This window comes from Pseudarthrobacter sp. NBSH8 (assembly GCF_014217545.1).
GTDB lineage: Bacteria > Actinomycetota > Actinomycetes > Actinomycetales > Micrococcaceae > Arthrobacter.
In genome coordinates this window covers 789,002-806,007 of sequence record NZ_CP043178.1, presented here as the reverse complement: position 1 = coordinate 806,007, position 17,006 = coordinate 789,002, and the positions used below count along the sequence as shown (strand labels likewise).

The 17,006-nt window shown below is 66.4% G+C and carries 13 protein-coding genes and 1 tRNA gene; 6 read left to right on the top strand and 8 right to left on the bottom strand.

Annotation, left to right across the window (positions count from 1 at the left end; translation table 11 throughout):
• Window positions 1–8: 8 nt before the first annotated feature.
• The 4 genes from sucC to FYJ92_RS03695 all read right to left on the bottom strand — a co-directional run bounded on the left by sucC (window position 9) and on the right by FYJ92_RS03695 (window position 5,795).
• A complete protein-coding gene (gene sucC, locus FYJ92_RS03710; protein WP_185262655.1) occupies window positions 9–1,178 on the bottom strand; it encodes an ADP-forming succinate--CoA ligase subunit beta in 1,170 nt (389 codons plus the stop codon).
• Between the two features lie 222 nt (window positions 1,179–1,400).
• Entirely contained in the window at window positions 1,401–2,108 is a 708-nt protein-coding gene (locus FYJ92_RS03705) for a hypothetical protein (RefSeq protein ID WP_185262654.1), read from the bottom strand.
• A 169-nt stretch (window positions 2,109–2,277) separates the two neighbouring features.
• Complete coding sequence (pcrA, locus tag FYJ92_RS03700) at window positions 2,278–4,851, bottom strand: DNA helicase PcrA (protein ID WP_185262653.1); 2,574 nt, start codon at window positions 4,849–4,851, stop codon at window positions 2,278–2,280.
• 98 nt (window positions 4,852–4,949) lie between these two features.
• On the bottom strand, window positions 4,950–5,795 hold the full coding sequence (locus FYJ92_RS03695) for an inositol monophosphatase family protein (protein WP_185262652.1): 846 nt from the start codon (window positions 5,793–5,795) through the stop codon (window positions 4,950–4,952).
• Between the two features lie 32 nt (window positions 5,796–5,827).
• On the opposite strand from FYJ92_RS03695, the gene FYJ92_RS03690 reads away from it, so the two are divergent.
• On the top strand, window positions 5,828–6,454 hold the full coding sequence (locus tag FYJ92_RS03690; RefSeq protein ID WP_185262651.1) for a hypothetical protein: 627 nt from the start codon (window positions 5,828–5,830) through the stop codon (window positions 6,452–6,454).
• On the opposite strand, the gene FYJ92_RS03685 is transcribed toward FYJ92_RS03690, so the two are convergent.
• Window positions 6,451–7,212, bottom strand: coding sequence for a DUF998 domain-containing protein (locus FYJ92_RS03685; protein ID WP_185262650.1), 762 nt, complete (start codon window positions 7,210–7,212; stop codon window positions 6,451–6,453). The genes FYJ92_RS03690 and FYJ92_RS03685 overlap by 4 nt on opposite strands.
• Before the next feature lie 83 nt (window positions 7,213–7,295).
• Here FYJ92_RS03685 and FYJ92_RS03680 point away from each other — a divergent pair.
• The 3 genes from FYJ92_RS03680 (at window position 7,296) to FYJ92_RS03670 (ending at window position 8,299) form a co-directional block, all read left to right on the top strand.
• A tRNA-Arg gene (locus FYJ92_RS03680) sits at window positions 7,296–7,368 on the top strand.
• Window position 7,369: 1 nt separating this feature from the next.
• Window positions 7,370–7,846 carry a DUF6314 family protein gene (locus FYJ92_RS03675; protein ID WP_185262649.1) on the top strand — a complete coding sequence of 159 codons (477 nt, stop codon included), beginning with the start codon at window positions 7,370–7,372 and terminating at the stop codon, window positions 7,844–7,846.
• 33 nt (window positions 7,847–7,879) lie between these two features.
• A complete protein-coding gene (locus FYJ92_RS03670) occupies window positions 7,880–8,299 on the top strand; it encodes an NUDIX domain-containing protein (RefSeq protein ID WP_185262648.1) in 420 nt (139 codons plus the stop codon).
• A gap of 9 nt (window positions 8,300–8,308) precedes the next feature.
• On the opposite strand, the gene FYJ92_RS03665 is transcribed toward FYJ92_RS03670, so the two are convergent.
• Together FYJ92_RS03665 and FYJ92_RS03660 are read right to left on the bottom strand one after the other, a co-directional pair.
• On the bottom strand, window positions 8,309–10,222 hold the full coding sequence (locus FYJ92_RS03665) for an ABC transporter ATP-binding protein (protein WP_185262647.1): 1,914 nt from the start codon (window positions 10,220–10,222) through the stop codon (window positions 8,309–8,311).
• Window positions 10,219–11,883 (bottom strand): ABC-F family ATP-binding cassette domain-containing protein, encoded by a 1,665-nt coding sequence (locus FYJ92_RS03660; protein ID WP_185262646.1) that lies wholly within the window; start codon window positions 11,881–11,883, stop codon window positions 10,219–10,221. The genes FYJ92_RS03665 and FYJ92_RS03660 overlap by 4 nt, the downstream gene beginning before the upstream one ends.
• A 251-nt stretch (window positions 11,884–12,134) precedes the next feature.
• Between FYJ92_RS03660 and FYJ92_RS03655 the strand changes: the two genes are divergently transcribed.
• Both FYJ92_RS03655 and FYJ92_RS03650 read left to right on the top strand, forming a co-directional pair.
• Window positions 12,135–12,890 carry a hypothetical protein gene (locus FYJ92_RS03655; protein WP_185262645.1) on the top strand — a complete coding sequence of 252 codons (756 nt, stop codon included), beginning with the start codon at window positions 12,135–12,137 and terminating at the stop codon, window positions 12,888–12,890.
• Window positions 12,887–13,624: a hypothetical protein gene (locus FYJ92_RS03650; protein ID WP_185262644.1), complete on the top strand. Its 738-nt coding sequence runs from the start codon at window positions 12,887–12,889 to the stop codon at window positions 13,622–13,624. The genes FYJ92_RS03655 and FYJ92_RS03650 overlap by 4 nt, the downstream gene beginning before the upstream one ends.
• Before the next feature lie 254 nt (window positions 13,625–13,878).
• On the opposite strand, the gene FYJ92_RS03645 is transcribed toward FYJ92_RS03650, so the two are convergent.
• A complete protein-coding gene (locus FYJ92_RS03645; RefSeq protein ID WP_185262643.1) occupies window positions 13,879–16,914 on the bottom strand; it encodes a glycoside hydrolase family 38 C-terminal domain-containing protein in 3,036 nt (1,011 codons plus the stop codon).
• Between the last annotated feature and the right edge of the window lie 92 nt (window positions 16,915–17,006).

The following is a 17,006-nucleotide window of genomic DNA, read 5'->3' as shown; positions in this document are numbered from 1 at the left end:
GCGTCCCTTTACTTAGCTGCGTTGGCGAGCTCGGCGGCCTTGTCGGCGCCCTCGTCCATGGTGGCGGCCAGGGTAACCAGCGGGTGGTTGGCCTCGGCCAGGATGCGGCGGCCTTCTTCAACGTTGTTGCCGTCGAGGCGGACTACCAGCGGCTTGTTCGCGTTGTGGCCCAGCTCGGCCAGCGCACCGACGATGCCCTTGGCGACGGCGTCACACGCGGTGATGCCACCGAAGACGTTCACAAACACGGACTTGACCTGCGGGTCGCCCAGGATGACGTCGAGGCCGGCGGCCATGACCTCGGCGGAAGCTCCACCGCCGATGTCCAGGAAGTTGGCGGGCTTGACGTTGCCGTGGTTTTCGCCGGCGTAGGCAACAACGTCCAGGGTGGACATGACCAGGCCTGCACCGTTGCCGATGATGCCCACTTCACCGTCCAGCTTGACGTAGTTCAGGTCCTGCGCCTTGGCCTTGGCCTCGAGCGGATCTGCAGCGTCCTTGTCTTCAAGGAGGGCGTGCTTGGCGTGGCGGAACTCGGCGTTCTCGTCGAGGGAGACCTTGCCGTCCAGTGCCACGATGTCGCCGGCGCCGGTCTGGACGAGCGGGTTGACCTCCACGAGGGTGGCGTCTTCCTTCTTGAAGACGTCCCAGAGCTTGAGGATCACGGCGGCGACTTTGCCGCGCAGTTCCTCATCGAAGCCTGCAGCTGCAACGATTTCGTCAGCCTTGGCCTGGTCGATGCCCACAGCGGGATCGATGGCGATTTTGGCGAGCGCCTCGGGGCGTTCGACGGCGAGCTGTTCGATTTCCATGCCGCCTTCTACCGAGCACATGGCCAGGTAGTTGCGGTTGGCCCGGTCCAGCAGGACGGAGAAGTAGTACTCCTCGGCAATGTCGGCACCCTGGGCAATCATCACCTTGTTGACGGTGTGGCCCTTGATGTCCATGCCCAGGATGTTGGTGGAGTGCTCAAACGCCTCATCGGCGGTCTTGGCAACCTTGACGCCGCCAGCCTTACCGCGGCCACCGGCCTTAACCTGGGCCTTAACGACAGTTACGCCGCCGATTTTCTCGGCAGCTGCCTTTGCTTCTTCTGGGGTGTACGCCACGATGCCGGCAAGCACGGGTACACCGTGCGCCTCGAACATATCGCGCGCCTGGTATTCAAACAGGTCCACGGTTTAGTGTCCTTCTACGTCGAAGTAGTTTCTGTACAGTCGGGCACCGCCGAAGACGATGACCGGGCTGCGGATTGCCTGCACCTGCCACAAGTTCGAAAACGAGCCACACAGTGCAATGCTCCATTCGGAACTCTAGCCCTCTCTGAGGACCGGCCCGTCCCACAGTACCGCTTATGTGAGAAACGACACTATTCTATGGAGCGTAGAAAAACCCCTAGATTACGGGGTTTTTAGGGCCTCCGTGGGTGCCGCGGAGACCGTTGCCGCTGCCTTGGAAATAAGTTCGTAGCGGTCCCGTGCCACAAAGAACCCGACGCCGGCAGAGACGTTTCCGCACGCCACGCCGCCGTTGTAGGCGGTACAGCGCAGCCCATTCCGTTCCAGGTTCTGGCCTTCGGCGACGACCGGCAGTTCCGTCAGCGGGCCGCTTTTATTTCCTTTGGGTCCGTAGGCGGCCTCCATTTGTGTGACGCCGGAACGGCACCCCCCGTACGTTGCCTTGTCCGGGCTGAGCAGCGCCGTGCCGCCCAGGTAGCCCAGGCTGGTGCCGGCGCAGTCGTCGTTGATGTCGCCCGCGGCAGGTTTGGGGTATCCGGCAAGCTCGCAATGCGCCACGGGGACGGTCGCGAGCTTGTTGTTGGCCGCGTCGCTGAAGCTGTTCGACTCATACGGGAGGTTGAGGTGTTCCCCACGGGCCGACGTCAGGGAACAGGCAATGTTCCGGTCTTCCGTGATGAAGGACAGAACGTCTCCGCTGGCCCTGAACGCGGCGGGGTCGGTCAGCGCTGCCTGTTCGAGTTGCTCCATAGCCGGCAGCGGGGGCGGCGCTACGTATTCCGGGTCCTCGGTGGTGATGCTGCAGGCAGTGCCCGCCAGCAGGAAGAGGGCGGCCAGGATCCCCAATACAGTCCGTCGCATGGCCTCCATTATGCCCCGCTAGCGGCCTCAGCCCGGAGTGCGCCTGCCCGCGGCCTCGTTGGGTTGCGCGTACCGGGCTGTCAACGCTTCTGTGCCGTGCCCGCCGGTTGCGACGATGGCCAGCGTGTCCATGTCCTGGACAGCTTCAAGCGCCGTGCCCGGACAAGGGCAACCGTGGCTAGGCGTCGAGCTTCGTCAGAGGCGCGTAGCGGAGCAGGAGACGCTTTTCGCCGACGTCGAACTTCACCTTGGCCACCGTTTTGTCTCCCGCACCTTCCAGCGCCAGCACCGTGCCGTTGCCGAAGCTGGTGTGGTTGACCTTGTCACCCACACCGACGGCCACAATCTCCTTCTGCGGCTGGACCCGGTTCCTGGCGATGGCTGCGGGAACGTCCGCGTTGAAACCTGCCGACGAGTCGGCCGCCGCACCGCGGGACGTGCCGGCGCCCCAGAAGGATCCGCCGTAACGGCTGGAGCCGATCGAGGCACTGCTCCCCCACCCGCCGGACTGCTTGCTGGTGCCTTCGCGTTTCCACTCCACCAGCTCGGCGGGAATTTCCTCGAGGAACTGGCTGGCCGGGTTGTACTGGCTTTGGCCCCACATGCTGCGGACTTCGGACCGGGTGACGTAGAGGCGCTTGCGGGCGCGGGTCAGGCCCACGTAGGCCAGCCGGCGTTCCTCGGCGAGTTCCTTGGGGTCCGTGGCCGAGCGCTGGTGCGGGAACAGCCCGTGTTCCATGCCGGTCAGGAACACCACCGGAAATTCGAGCCCCTTGGCGGTGTGGAGGGTCATCAGCGTGACTACCCCGAGGCGTTTGGCTTCCGCCACGGCGGCGTCGATGTCCGCGCCCGGCGCATCCGGGATCTGGTCGGCATCCGCCACCAGGGACACCTGCTCCAGGAAAGCGCCCAGGGACCCTTCCGGGTTCTCCTGTTCGTATTCACGCACGACGGCGACGAGTTCCGCCAGGTTCTCCACGCGGGACTCATCCTGTGGATCAGTGCTGGAACGCAGTCCCGCAAGGTAACCGGTCTGTTCCAGGACTGCCTCCAGCGCAGCGGCGGCACCCGAACCGGAGGCCACCTCTGCCAGGTCGTCCAGCAGTTTCACAAACCCGAGGACAGCGTTGACGGAACGGGTAGCCATGCCGGGAGCTTCTTCGGCCCGCCGGGCGGCGGCCATAAATGACATCCGTTCGCGCTGGGCCAGCGCGGCCACGGCGCCTTCGGCGCGGTCACCAATGCCGCGCTTGGGTTCGTTGAGCACCCGGCGCAGGTTCACGTCGTCGTCCGGGTTCACCAAAACCCGGAGGTACGCGAGGGCGTCCTTGATTTCCTTGCGGTCGTAGAAGCGTGTGCCGCCCACTACCTTGTACGGCAGGCCAACCCGGACCAGCACATCCTCTATGGAGCGTGACTGGGCGTTGGTGCGGTAGAAAATGGCAACGTCACCGGGGCGGAGGTTGTCCTCGTCCTGGAGCCGGTCAATCTCCTTGGCAATGAACTGGGCCTCGGCGTGCTCGTTCTCGCCCACGTAGCCGATGATCTTGTGCCCGTCGCCCTCAGCCGTCCACAACCGTTTGTCGGGGCGGTTGGGGTTGCGCGAGATCACGGAGTTGGCCGCGCTGAGGATGTTCTGGGTGGAGCGGTAGTTCTGCTCCAGTTTGATGGTCCGGGCGTCCGGGTAGTCCTTCTCGAACTCCACGATGTTGCGGATGTCAGCGCCGCGGAACGCGTAAATTGACTGGTCGGAGTCGCCGACGACGGTGAGCTCGGATGCTCCGGGGCCCTCACCCACGATCTCGCGGACCAGGGCGTACTGGGCGTGGTTGGTGTCCTGGTATTCGTCCACGAGGACGTGCCGGAAACGCCGCCGGTAGGAATCGGCGAGCGCGGGGAAGGCGCGGAACATGTAGACGGTCTCGGCAATGAGGTCATCGAAGTCCATGGCGTTGGCCTGGCGAAGCCGCTGGGTGTAGCCCTTGAAGACGTCAGCCACGGCGGACTCGAAGGGATCGTTGTGGTTCGCGGATGACGCGTAGGAATCGGCGTCGATGAGCTCGTTCTTGAGCGCCGAGATCTTGTGCTGGATGGCCTTGGGCGCGAACTTCTTGGGGTCCAGGTCCAGGCTCTTGGAAACCTGGATAACCAGCCTCAGCGAGTCCGCGGAGTCGTAGATGGAGAAGTTCGACTTCCGGCCCACGTTGGCGGCCTCCTGGCGCAGGATACGCACGCAGGACGAGTGGAACGTGGAGATCCACATGATCTTGGCACGTCCACCCACCAGGGCAGCGATGCGCTCCCGCATCTCGGCGGCGGCCTTGTTGGTGAACGTGATGGCCAGGATCTCACCGTAATGCGCACGGTGGGTGGCAATGAGGTACGCGATCCGGTTGCTGAGGACGCGGGTTTTTCCCGAACCGGCGCCGGCCACAATAAGCAGGGCTCCGCCGGCGTGCTTAACGGCCTCTTCCTGCTGCGGGTTCAGTCCCTGCAGGAGCTCCTCGGCGTTCGGCCGGTGGTGGGCCGGCTCGCCGTTGCCGTCACGAGCGGGCTGCTGGTTGGCCCAGCCGCCCGTGTGCTGGGCGCCTTCTCCTGCGTGGTCGGAGCCGTTGGCGGACGCGCCGCCAGGCCCCCCGCCACCGAATTCGGCGGCCGGAGCAAGGCCTTCCGGGCGCGACTTGGTGCGGGCGGAGGCTGGCGTGGCGGCCTTGAACGGTCCGTCAGAGTACGGGTCAAACAACATATCCATGGTGCCTACAAGTCTAGGCGGTGGGGCTGACAGTCAGGTCCAACCCTGTGGATAACACCGCGAGCCAACCCCGGACGCGCGCAATAGCAGGCCCGGACTCAGGCCACGGAGCCCGACTCGAGGGCGGCACGCAACTCCCGCACCGCCGTCGCGCCTCCCGCCATAAACCAGTCCAAGCCGTTGATCCGGACCGTGTCGGTGGCGCCGCCGGCGGCCCGCACGATTGCTTTGCCGGGCAGCCAGTCCCATTCCGGGCAGCTGTGCTGGAACCAGCATCCCAGCTGGCCATCGGCCACCCTGCCCAGGTCGCAGGACCCGGAGCCGAACATCCGCAGCGCCGCGGCGGACGTGGCGGCAGCGTGCCACGGCATGGCGCAGAGCGGATCCATCAGCCAGGTGGGATGGATGTAGGTGGCGGCGCCGAGTTCGGCGAGTGCGGTCGCGTTACGCGCCCCGCCGTCCGGGACAGCGGCCGGGCCGTGGTAAGTGGTGAGGGCCACGCCGTTCAGCGTGGCGGCGCGGGCCGTACCGCCAAGCCAGAGCTTGTCCTCCTCCGGCTGGAATATCGCGCCAAGCAGTACATCGGATGTGTCCCTAAGGGCAATGGCCGAGCACCAGTACGTTGAACCGTGCAGGAAGTTGTAGGTGCCGTCCACGGGGTCGATCACCCAGGTACGGCCGCTGGTGCCGGCCACCGAGGCGCCCTCCTCCCCCAGGATGCCATCCTCCGGCCGGCAGCGCTGCAGCTGCTCCAGCACATAGGCCTCCGCGGCGTGGTCCGCGGCGGTCACCACGTCGGAGATGGAGGTTTTCTGCTGGGACTGCAGTCCGGCCATGCGCATCAGGAGGGCGAGCTGCCCGGCTTCGCGCACCAGGGCGGATGCCAGCTGGTAGTCGTCCAGGGCGGGGTCAAGTTCAAGGGTGCTGTGCCGGCCAATGGTCATGGACCCAGTTTAGGTGGAGTGATAATGGAGCCATGGCCAAAACCCCAGCGCAGCGGATCAAGAAGCACGGCTCCAAGGCGGCTGTTCCGCAGCACAGCCTTCCGCCGGTCATCAACCCCACCACCGGCCGTTCGCCGCAGAAGGCCCAGAACAACACCAACCTGATCCTCATCGCGGGCGTGACGGTGAGCCTTTTCCTGTTCTGGTACGTCCACCTGCTCACGCTGCAGCAGCTCACCCAGCTCTCCGGCGAGCTGGCCATGCCCGACTCGCTCGTGGGCGGTTTTGACGCCGGCTACGTTGGCCAACTGAACGCCGTCATGGATGACGACGCCCGCGGCCAGCTCAACTACGTCCACAAAACAGCCGGCACGCTGTTCCCGCTGATCTTCGGCTTCACGTGGCTGCTCCTGATCGGGACCAACGTCGCCAAAAAGTCGCTCCGCTGGGCTCTCTGGGCGGTGCCGCTGCTGTTTGTGGTGGTCCGACTGTGGGGCAATGTCGCCATCGACGCCGCGCTGGGATCGGAAACGGTCGACGCCGGCCAGGTCGCCTTGGCGTCCGGGCTTACCGTTGCGGGGTGGGTGCTGTTCGTTCTTAGCCTGCTGACCGGGGCCGCGGCAGTGTTCCTGCGCAAAAAGCCCGCAAAAACCGGCTAGGCCCGCGCGGCAGCAGTAGCGCGCACGTCCTTGCGCTGCCGGCGCACCCGTTGGGCGATCACGAGGCCCGCGGCCGCCACGCCTGCGGTGACCGGATAACCCATCAGCCGTTCCAGCGTGCCCGGCTCCGGCACGTCCATACGCGTGAGGCCGCCGGTCACCAGCGCGGCGAGCGACACCAGCCCGCACCCCAGCACGAACCACCCCAGGGGCGTCTGCCGCAGCCACAACACGCCCAGCAGCAGCAGTGCCAACGCGCCGGCCAGGAAGTACATCAACGCGCCGACGAAGTGCCAGCCGGAGCCGACGTCTTCCGGCACCAGACCCACGATCATGGTCCCTGCACCGGCGGCGCCGGTCAGGATCCGAACGCTGACCGCAGCCAGCCAGGGCTTCCGGCGCGCCGGCTGGACCCTGGCCCCGGCCCGGGCGGCGACACACAGCAGCCCCGAGCCCAGCAGCAGCGCACCGAGCAGCATCCCCAGGCCCTGGACCACAAACGAGGCGTTCATCAGCCAATGCAGCGGCGAACACACGTCCCGTCCGTCGTAGATCCCGCAGTTTAGCGCGCCGAGGTCGCTGATGTATCCGGTCCGGCGGTCGTAGGGTTGCGGGCCGCCCCAGGCTCCGATCACGGCCGTTTCCGCCACAAAATACTGCAGGACACTCAGGACGGACCAGGCGCCGACGTACTGGCGGGTGGAGGCTGTGTCCGGGAGGTAGGCGCCGGCGGGCGCGGACGTCGGGGCTGATCTCATGCCAAGAGCGTAGTACGGCCCACCACCTTGTATGCTTGTATCCGTGTCCGGACGGACCGGCCCTGCCGGTACAGCGGACATGCGCCCTCGTAGCTCAGTGGATAGAGCACGGCTCTCCTAAAGCCGGTGTCGTTGGTTCGATTCCAATCGAGGGCACTTGAATCTTCCTTCACCGGAGTTCGACCTCCGCGCCTACCTGCTCGGCCCCCCGCCGGCCGGGAACTTTCCCGTTCAGGGGAAATGGGCCGTCGAACGGCAGCTGCTGGACCGGTCCACCGGCACCCACGGAACCTTTGCCGGCGTCGTACGTTTGTCCCCCACGCACGACGGCGGCCTGGACTTCCGTGAAGAAGGCACCATGCGTTGGCCTACCTTTACCGGCCCAGCCTCGCGTGAATACGTCCTGAAACCCGCCGCCCGGCCGGACGCCCTGAACGTGTTTTTTGCCGACGGGCGGCCCTTCCACCGGATGAGTTTCAGGCCGGAGGCCAGCCAGGACCGGCACTGGTGCGATCCCGATACGTACCGCGTGGCGTACAGCTACGAAGGCCCGGAAACATTCACTTACACCTGGGATGTGACCGGCCCGCGCAAGGACCTGCTGCTGACGTCGGCCCTGAAGCGACTGGTCTGAACAGGCACGTCGGAACAGGCTAGGCTCGGTACCGTGAAAGCCCGCATCGTTGTCTCCGCCGTCTGTGTCTTCGACGACGCCGGCCGGCTCCTGACCGTCCGCAAGCGCGGCACCAGCATGTTTATGCACCCCGGCGGCAAGCCCGAAGCCGGTGAAACAGCCGTGCACGCCGCGGCGCGGGAACTTCAGGAGGAAGTGGGGATCGTGGTGGATCCGCGCGAGCTGGCGCTGATGGGCGTCTGGATCGCCGACGCCGCGAACGAGGCCGCCACGGACATCGAGGCCACCGTGTTTACGGCACCCGGAACCTGGACGGCACACCCCTCAGCTGAGATCGCCGAGATCCGCTGGCTGGACCTGGCAGCGCTGGACCGGGGCGCGCCGCTGCCCGCGGACCTCGCCCCACTGCTCACCGACCACATCCTGCCGGAACTGGCCGCGCTGCGCCGCTGAGAACTGGGGCTAGAACTCCGGAACGGCTTCCGCTGCCACGGCTGTGGCCTCGGCGAACTGCGTCTGGTACAGCTCGGCGTACCGGCCGTCGGCGGCCAGCAGCTCAGTGTGGCTCCCGCGCTCCACGATCTGCCCGCCCTCCACCACCAGGATGACGTCGGCGGCACGGATGGTGGACAGCCGGTGGGCAATCACGACGGCGGTGCGCCCCTCGAGCGCGGCGCCCAGGGCCGCCTGCACGGCGGCTTCGTTCGTGGAATCCAGCGCGGCGGTGGCCTCGTCGAGGATGACCACCCGGGGTTGGGAGATCAGCAGCCGGGCGATGGTGAGGCGCTGGCGCTCGCCGCCGGAGAGCCGGTAGCCGCGCTCCCCCACCACGGTGTCCAGGCCATCGGGCAGGGACCGGATCATGGTCTCGAGGCGGGCCTGCCGGATGGCGTCCCACATGTCCTCTTCGGTGGCGTCCGGCCGGGCGAGCCGGAGGTTGGACGCGATCGACTCGTGGAAAAGGTGCCCGTCCTGGGTGACCATGCCCAGGGTGTCCCGCAGGGAATCGAAGGTGGCGTCCCGGACGTCCAGCCCCGTCCCGGGAAGGGTGCCGCCGAGCCGCACAGCGCCGGAATCGACGTCGTACAGCCGGGAAAGCAGCTGCGCGATAGTGGACTTTCCGGCACCCGATGAACCCACGAGGGCAACGGTCTGCCCCGGTTCCACGCGGAAACTGATGCCATGCAGCACCTCTTCGCCGCCGCGGGTGTCCAGCGTGGACACTTCCTCGAGCGAGGCCAGTGAGACCTTGTCCGCGGAGGGGTAGGCGAAGCGGACGTCGTCGAACTCCACCGAAACGTGACCCGGCGGGATGGCCACGGCGTCGGGCTTCTGTTGGATCAGGGGCTTGAGGTCCAGGATCTCGAAGACCCGCTCGAAGCTGACCAGGGCACTCATGATTTCCACGCGGGCGTTGGACAGGGCGGTGAGCGGGGCGTACAGGCGGGTCAACAGCAGTGCCAGCACCACGACGTCGCCCGCGGCGAGCTGCCCGCCAATGGCCAGCCAGCCGCCCAGGCCGTAGACCAGCGCCAAGGCGAGCGCGGAGACCAGCGTCAGCGCGGTGACGAAGGTGAACTGCAGCATGGCGGTGCGGACGCCGATGTCCCGGACACGGCCGGCCCGGAGAGCGAACTCGCGGGATTCCTCATCCGGCCGGCCGAAGAGCTTCACCAGTGTGGCGCCCGGAGCGGAGAACCGCTCGGTCATCTGGGTGCCCATGGCTGCGTTGTGGTCTGCGGCCTCACGGCGCAGGTCCGCGAGCCGGGAGCCCATCCGGCGGGCTGGGATGAGGAAGATCGGCAGCAGGATCATGGCGAGCACAGTGACCTGCCAGGAGGTCCCGAGCATCACGATCAGCGTCAGGATCAGGGCCACCACGTTGCTGACCACACCGGAAAGGGTTCCGGCGAAGGCGGACTGGGCGCCGATGACGTCGTTGTTCAGCCGGCTGACCAGGGCCCCGGTGCGGGTACGGGTAAAGAACGCAATGGGCATCTTCTGCACATGGTCAAAGACCCGGGTGCGCAGGTCCACGATCACGCCTTCGCCGATGTTGGAGGACAGCCAGCGGCTGACGAGTCCCACCCCTGCTTCGGCTACGGCCACCACGGCGATCAGCATCGCCAGCCGGATCACTTCGTCGGTACCCGCCTTGGCCACGATGGTGTCAACCACCTGGCCGGCCAGCACGGGCGTGGCGACAGCCAGGAACGCCATCACAATGGACAGCGCCACAAACGCGATCAGTTTTGTCCGGTGGGGGCGGGCGAAACCCAGCACCCGCTTCAGGGTTGCCTTGGAGAAGGGCCGGGAGCCGTTCTTGGCCCGGGAGATGTTGTACAGGGAGTGCCAGGCAACGCCGTCCATGCTCATCGCTGTTGCTCCGTTGCGTCTGCCATCAGTTCAGTTACCGTTCCGTTGTCCACATTCCACCGTACATCCAGCCGCACGTTCTCCAGCAGCCTCCTATCGTGCGTCACCAGCAGCAGCGCGCCCTCGTAGCTTTCCAGGGCCTCTTCCAGCTGCTCGATGGCGGGCAGGTCCAGGTGATTGGTGGGTTCATCCAGGACCAGCAGGTTCACTCCCCGTGCCTGCAGCAACGCCAAGGCGGCGCGGGTGCGTTCCCCCGGCGACAGCGAATCCACCGGGCGTGTGGTGTGGTCCGCCTTCAGCCCGAACTTGGCCAGCAGGGTACGGACCTCCGCCGGCGTCAGGTCCGTGAGCACGGCTTCGACGGCGTCGCCAAGGTTGAGATGGCCGGCCAGCAGCCCGCGGGCCTGGTCAATTTCACCGACGGCTACCGAGGCGCCCATGGCCGCGTTGCCGGCGTCGGGCGGCTGCAAGCCCAGGAGCAAGCGCAGCAGCGTCGACTTGCCGGCTCCATTGGGGCCGGTGATCCCGATCCGCTCCCCCGCGTTAAGCTGCAGGTTCACCGGGCCCAGCGTGAAGCTTCCCTGCTTCACGACGGCGTCACGCAAGGTGGCCACCACCGCGCTGGAGCGTGGCGCCTGGCCGATGGTGAACTGCAGCTGCCATTCCTTCCGCGGCTCCTCCACCACGTCCAGCCGGGCAATCCGGGATTCCATCTGCCGGACCTTCTGTGCCTGCTTTTCCGATGACTCGGTGCTGGCGGCCCGGCGGATCTTGTCATTGTCCGGGCTCTTCTTCATGGCGTTCCGCACGCCCTGGGAGCTCCATTCGCGCTGGGTCCGGGCACGGGAGACCAGGTCTGCCTTGGTGGAGGCGAACTCCTCGAACTTTTCCCTCGCGTGGCGCCGCGCCACGGCGCGCTCCTCGAGGAAGGCCTCGTAGCCGCCGTCGTAGACCGCCACGGAATTCTGCGCCAGGTCCAGTTCCACAATGGTGGTGACGCAGCGGGCCAGGAACTCACGGTCATGGGAGACCAGCACCACACCGCCGCGCAGGCCCTGGACAAAAGCTTCCAGTTTGGCCAGGCCGGCGAGGTCAAGGTCGTTGGTGGGCTCGTCCAGCAGCACAACATCGAAACGGCTGAGCAGGAGCGCGGCGAGTGCCACGCGGGCGGCCTGGCCGCCGGAGAGCCCGGTCATGGGAGCGTCGGCTCCGGTGTCCAGGCCGAGGTCGGCCAGGACGGGCGGGATGCGTTCGTCGAGGTCTGCCGCGCCGGAGGCCATCCAGCGGTCAAAGGCCAGCGAGTAGGCGTCATCGGCTCCCGTTGCGCCGGAGCCCAATGCCTCTGCGGTGGATTCCATTTCCACGGTCGCCTGGGCGCAGCCGGTCCGGCGGGCGATGTAGCCGGCCACGGTTTCGCCGGCGACGCGCTCGTGTTCCTGGGGCAGCCAGCCCACAAAGGCATCGGCGGGGGCGAGGCTGACGCTGCCGCCCTGTGGCTGGTCCACCCCGGCCAGCAGGCGCAGCAGGGTGGATTTGCCGGCGCCGTTGGCGCCCACTACTCCCACCACGTCGCCCGGGGCCACCGTGAGGGAAAGTTTGGCGAACAGAGTCCGGTGGTCGTGGCCGCCGGAAAGATCTTTGGCAACAAGGGTTGCAGTCATAGGTTGGTCCGTCCTCTCCCCGCCGCCCGGCCGGAGGAGCCCGCCTGAATCGGCCCGAAACTGCGGTGAATCCGCAATGTGCCGCCCCGAAAAGTGCCGGGGCACTAAAGAGCCCGCCGGTCCGGACTTGGGGGGTGTACGGACCAACGGGCTCGACCATCAAGCATAGTCGACTCAGCACGCGGCACCAAACCGTCCACGGGACATCAGGCTAAAATCAGAAGCGACCATCCGTTCTGCAGAGAGCCGTTATGCCCATACCTGCCAAAGCGTTCCAGCGCTGGCTGCACGGCATCGCCCCCCACACGAGCACGTCAGACGTCTGCCGCGTGTCCGGCATCAAGCGCACCACACTGGCCCAGCAGCTTGTCCGGGGCAAGGTGGCAGAGGCAACTGTGGTCAACATCAGCCGCGCGTATAACGTCAACCCCGTCTCGGCGCTGGCGGCGTTCGATGCCTACCGCCAGCTCACGGACCCGCGCGCGCCCACCAGGGCTGAACTGGTCAGCCAGATCTCCACCGCGGACCTCCTGCGGGCGGTTTTGGCCCGTTCCTCCGCGGACCCGGGCGGCGCGCCGGCGGCTGCCACGGCTGCCGAGCCGGCGGGTTCGCCAGCGTTGGAGCCGGCCCCGCACGCTACCTCGGTCAAGAACTGGGTGGAGGCCGTCGACGACGGCGAACTGCGGCACCGGGTCTCCGCTGCCACCGGAATCGCCCCGCAGAACTATTCGGCGCAACTGACCGCGAACCGGCTGGCGCCCGAACTGGCGGTTGCCACCTCCCTTGCCGCCGGCGTCGGCCCTGCCAGCGGCCTGGTGGCCACCGGGCTGGTCACGGAGGCGGAGGCAGGCTGGCCTCCCGGGGCCCGGCAGGCCGCGCTCGACAGCCTGTCCGACGGCGAGCTGACCACGCTGGCCGGTGACCGGCTGCAGACACTCGGCCGGGCCCTCCGCCGGCAGGAACATGACCATGAAAAGACCGAAAAGATCTGGGAGAACCTGGGATGATCGAAATCCTGCAGTGGTCCACGCTGACTGTCTGCGGCCTGGTGGCCATCGCGCGCGTTCCCAGTGCCCTGAAGGGGAAGAACCGGACAGTCTTCTACATCTTTGCCCTGATGACGCTCGCCACCCTGCTCAGCATCCAGGCGCCCTACGTTGCCATCGACCAGGCGCTCGGCGGGGTTAACGTGGCCAACCTTCTGCTCCGCTTTGTCATCTTCGCCGCTATTTTCTTCGTGGGTATCCGCGTCACCCGGGGCTTTGGGGCCGACGGTGCTTACCGGCTGCTCACGGGACGGATCGGGATGGCCGTCCTGGGCCTGATCTCCCTCGCCGTGCTTGTACTGTTTCTCATGATGGATACGGCAGGGTCCTCCGCGGGATTGGTCGCCGTGTCAGGCCAGAGTGCCAGGAACGGTTTACTGGTTGAGTACTACGGGGCCGCCGGCCGCGCCTACCCTGCCTACGTTTCGCTGGTCCTGCTGCCGGCCATGGTCCAGGCCTGCCGGAGCAACCTTCCGGGCTTAATCAGGGTGGCGGCGCTGCTGCTGGTTCTCGGATCGGTTGCCATTGGCGCGAGTCTGTTGTTCCCGGTGTTCCCACCGGCGCTTGACTCAGTGGAGTTTGTCATCAACTACACCGCTGTCCTTTGCTTTGTCATAGGGCTGGCGCTGATCTGGCTAGCCAAGCCGCGGTCCGGGTTGAATGAGCCTGGGAAAAAGACTTCTACCGCAAAGTAACCCTGTGTGCTTTCACAAAATCATTAGACGTGGCACAATCATGAATGTGTGAAGTTGGGTGCGGGTGTTCGCGAACGGGTATAGATTTCTGAGCGCCGGGCCCGTTGAGTCTTTGCATTCTTTGGGGGGATGAGTGGTGGCGGGCCGTTGGGGACCGCCCCCACTCAGCCATTTAACGGCCAGGCAGCATTACGGCCCCGCCCGGGTGCTGACACACCCGCATGCTGGCGGAACAGTTGGCATCCATGCCGCACCTACCGCGCGAACCTCAACGTCACCAACTGGAACGGGCGCAGCAAAAGCTCCACCGATTGCTCTGCCGCGGCAGCGTCGACCCCGGGGGCGTCGATGATCCGCTCCAGCAGATCTGTGGCCTGAACGGCTGTGACCGGGAAGTTGGCCGTGAGTACGCCGGCGGACCGCTGCCCCAGGGACTCGTAGAGGCGGACTACAACGTCGCCCGAACCGTCCTCGGCAAGCTTGACCGCCTCGATGACCAGGGCCGGGTTGTCCACGGCGAACAGCGGCGCCGCGCCGCGCGCGCCCTTGACCAGCCGGGGCACAAGGTTGGTGCGGTACCCCTCCTCCACGGCTTCGGCGATTCCGGCACCAGGGCGGATGGTCACGGTCAGTTCCTGGTGGCCGCGGTCCGACGTCGGGTCCGGGAACTTCGGTGCCCGCAACAGGGAGAGACGCACCGAAGTGGTGGTCCCGCCGTCAGAATCCCGCACGCTCCTGGTGACATCGTGTCCGTAGGTGGCAGCATTGGAAATCGCAACACCGTAGCCGGGCTCGGCCACGTGGATCCAGCGGTGCGCGCAGATCTCGAATTTGGCAGCCTCCCACGATGTGTTGACGTGGGTGGGGCGGAAGACATGACCGAACTGGGTTTCCGAGGCGGAGCGGTCGGCCCTGACGTCCAGCGGGAAGCCCAGTTTCAGCAGCTTCTCGCTCTCCTGCCATTCAACGGCGGTGGTGATGGTGAGGGAGCCACTGCCGGCCTCCAGCACGATCCGCTGGTTGACCGGTGACGAGCCGGCAAACCGGTCAACCACCACAACCGCACTGGGTCCGGCATGCTCCAGCCGGATGGCCTGCGCCGCCGTCAGCGCCGTGACGTTGCGGCGGTAGAACTCATCGATGTCCCAGGCGTCCCACTGGTTGGGCGTGTCCCGGTGCAGTTCCAGCAGGTTGCCGCGCGCACCTGGAGCGATGGCTTCGCGTCCCGTGGCGTAGTCGGTCAGGGAGGCAAGCAGGCCATCGGCATCCAGGACCGCCCTGATGATGCCGTTGTCCAGCACATAACCGCCATCCACCGCGGTTGCCTGAACCGGCCGGCCGGTCGGCGAAAGCTCTGCGGCCGCCAATGCCGGAACCCCGTTGCGCGCGTGCGGTGCGGCGTTGAGCAGGAAGGTACGCGATCCCTCGCCGAGGAGCGCGGCCGCAGCCTGCCCAATGAGGGTTTCGAGGCTGGCGCTGATGGCGGCGTAGTTACGTTCCGCGTCCTGGTGGACCCAAGCGATGGAACTGCCGGGCAGGATGTCGTGGAACTGCTGCAGGAGCACCAGCCGCCACAGCCGCTTCAGCTCTTCTGCCGGGTACTCGAACGAACCGGGGCTGCGGACGGCAGCGGTGGAGCACCAGAGTTCGGCCTCGCGAAGCAGGTGTTCGCTGCGCCGGTTGCCCCGCTTGGTCTGGGCCTGGCTGGTGTACGTGCCGCGGTGGAGCTCCAGGTACATTTCCCCCACCCAGACGGGCAGGGAGGAGTACTCTTCCTCCGCCTGGGTGAAGAAACTCTCGGCGGAACCCACCCTGACTTTGGGCGAGCCTTCGAGGTCCGCGGTGCGGCTGGCGGCCGCCAGCATTTCGCGCGTGGGCCCGCCGCCGCCGTCGCCGTAGCCGAACGGGACAAGCGAGCTGTTGCCGTGCCCGTGGTCGCGGAAGTTCCGCTCGGCGTGCGCCAGTTCGCGTCCGCTGAGCTCGGCGTTGTAGGTGTCTACGGGCGGGAAGTGCGTGAACAGCCGGGTGCCGTCGATGCCTTCCCAGTTGAAGGTGTGGTGCGGCATGCGGTTGACCTGGTTCCACGAGATCTTCTGCGTCAGGAACCAGCGGCTGCCCGCCGACTTGACGATCTGCGGCAGGGCCGCGGAATAGCCGAAGGAATCCGGGAGCCAGGCTTCGCGGCATTCGACGCCGAACTCGTCGAGGAAGAAGTTCTTGCCCTCAATGAACTGCCGTGCCATGGCCTCGCCGCCGGGCATGTTGGTGTCCGACTCGACCCACATGCCGCCCACCGGGACGAACTGACCGGCCTTGACCTTTTCCCGGATCCGGCTGAAAAGCTCGGGGTAGAACTCCTTCATCCAGGCCAGCTGCTGGGCTGACGAGCAGGAGAACACAAAGCCCGGATCCTCATCCATCAGCGCCACCACGTTGGAGAACGTCCGGGCACATTTGCGGATGGTTTCACGCACCGGCCAGAGCCAGGCGGAGTCGATGTGGGCGTGGCCCGTAGCCACCAATTGATGGGCGGAAGCGTAGGCGGGCCTGGATAGGACTTCCGCCAGGGTTGCCCGACCGGCGGCGGCGGTGCCCGGGACGTCGTCGGGATCCATCCGGTCCATCATGCGCTCCAGCGCACGCAGGATCTCATGGCGCCGCGGCTGCTCGGTGGAGAGTTCGTGCATGAGCCCTGCGAGGGTCCAGATGTCCTGCTGTAGTTCCCAGACTGTCTGGTTGAGTTCGGCGATGACGATCCTGCCCAGCCGGTACTGCGGCGCCGTGCCTGATGTTGCCTTATCCCCGTAGGGTGTGGCGGCGAAGGTCCAGCCTTGCGCCATGTCCGGATTGGCGGCCGCTTCAACGTAGAAGTCAACGGACATGCCGCTGCCCAGGAGTTTCAGGGGAATGTACTGGTTCCGGGGCGAAATCGCCTTGATGATGGTGCCGTCCGGGCGCCAGGCGATTCCCTCGCACTGGAATCCCGGGGCTTCGTTGATGAAGCCCAGGTCCACCACGATTTCCACCGCGGTGTCCGGGCCGGTGCCCCACGCCTCCGGGACGTCGCCCTGCAGGCGCAGCCACTTGGTGCCCCACGGCTTTCCCCATGCGGCACCGTGTTCCTGCGGCTCGAAGTGATTCCGCAGTGCATCCATCACGGACACCGGTTCGCCGGGGGCATCCCAGCTGCTCAGGTTCAGCGGAACGGTGCGGGCGTAAACGGCGGGAATGATCCGCTCGCGGACAAACCGGTCCAGGCGGACTTCGGTGATCCGGCGGTCGTCATGCAATGTAAACCCTCTTAGGTGCTTGAACTGGAGTACTCGGATGGAACCAAAAGCGTCCAATCGATGGATAAAATCTACCGGCTAGTAGCTCAATA

Bases quoted from the DNA above. Each gene is read 5' to 3' on its own strand.
- pcrA (WP_185262653.1), bottom strand. From the start codon at position 4,851: ATGGATATGTTGTTTGACCCGTACTCTGACGGACCGTTCAAGGCCGCC.
- FYJ92_RS03695 (WP_185262652.1), bottom strand. From the start codon at position 5,795: ATGACCATTGGCCGGCACAGCACCCTTGAACTTGACCCCGCCCTGGAC.
- FYJ92_RS03665 (WP_185262647.1), bottom strand. From the start codon at position 10,222: ATGAGCATGGACGGCGTTGCCTGGCACTCCCTGTACAACATCTCCCGG.
- FYJ92_RS03685 (WP_185262650.1), bottom strand. From the start codon at position 7,212: ATGAGATCAGCCCCGACGTCCGCGCCCGCCGGCGCCTACCTCCCGGAC.
- FYJ92_RS03660 (WP_185262646.1), bottom strand. From the start codon at position 11,883: ATGACTGCAACCCTTGTTGCCAAAGATCTTTCCGGCGGCCACGACCAC.
- FYJ92_RS03705 (WP_185262654.1), bottom strand. From the start codon at position 2,108: ATGGAGGCCATGCGACGGACTGTATTGGGGATCCTGGCCGCCCTCTTC.
- FYJ92_RS03690 (WP_185262651.1), top strand. From the start codon at position 5,828: ATGGCCAAAACCCCAGCGCAGCGGATCAAGAAGCACGGCTCCAAGGCG.
- FYJ92_RS03650 (WP_185262644.1), top strand. From the start codon at position 12,887: ATGATCGAAATCCTGCAGTGGTCCACGCTGACTGTCTGCGGCCTGGTG.
- FYJ92_RS03655 (WP_185262645.1), top strand. From the start codon at position 12,135: ATGCCCATACCTGCCAAAGCGTTCCAGCGCTGGCTGCACGGCATCGCC.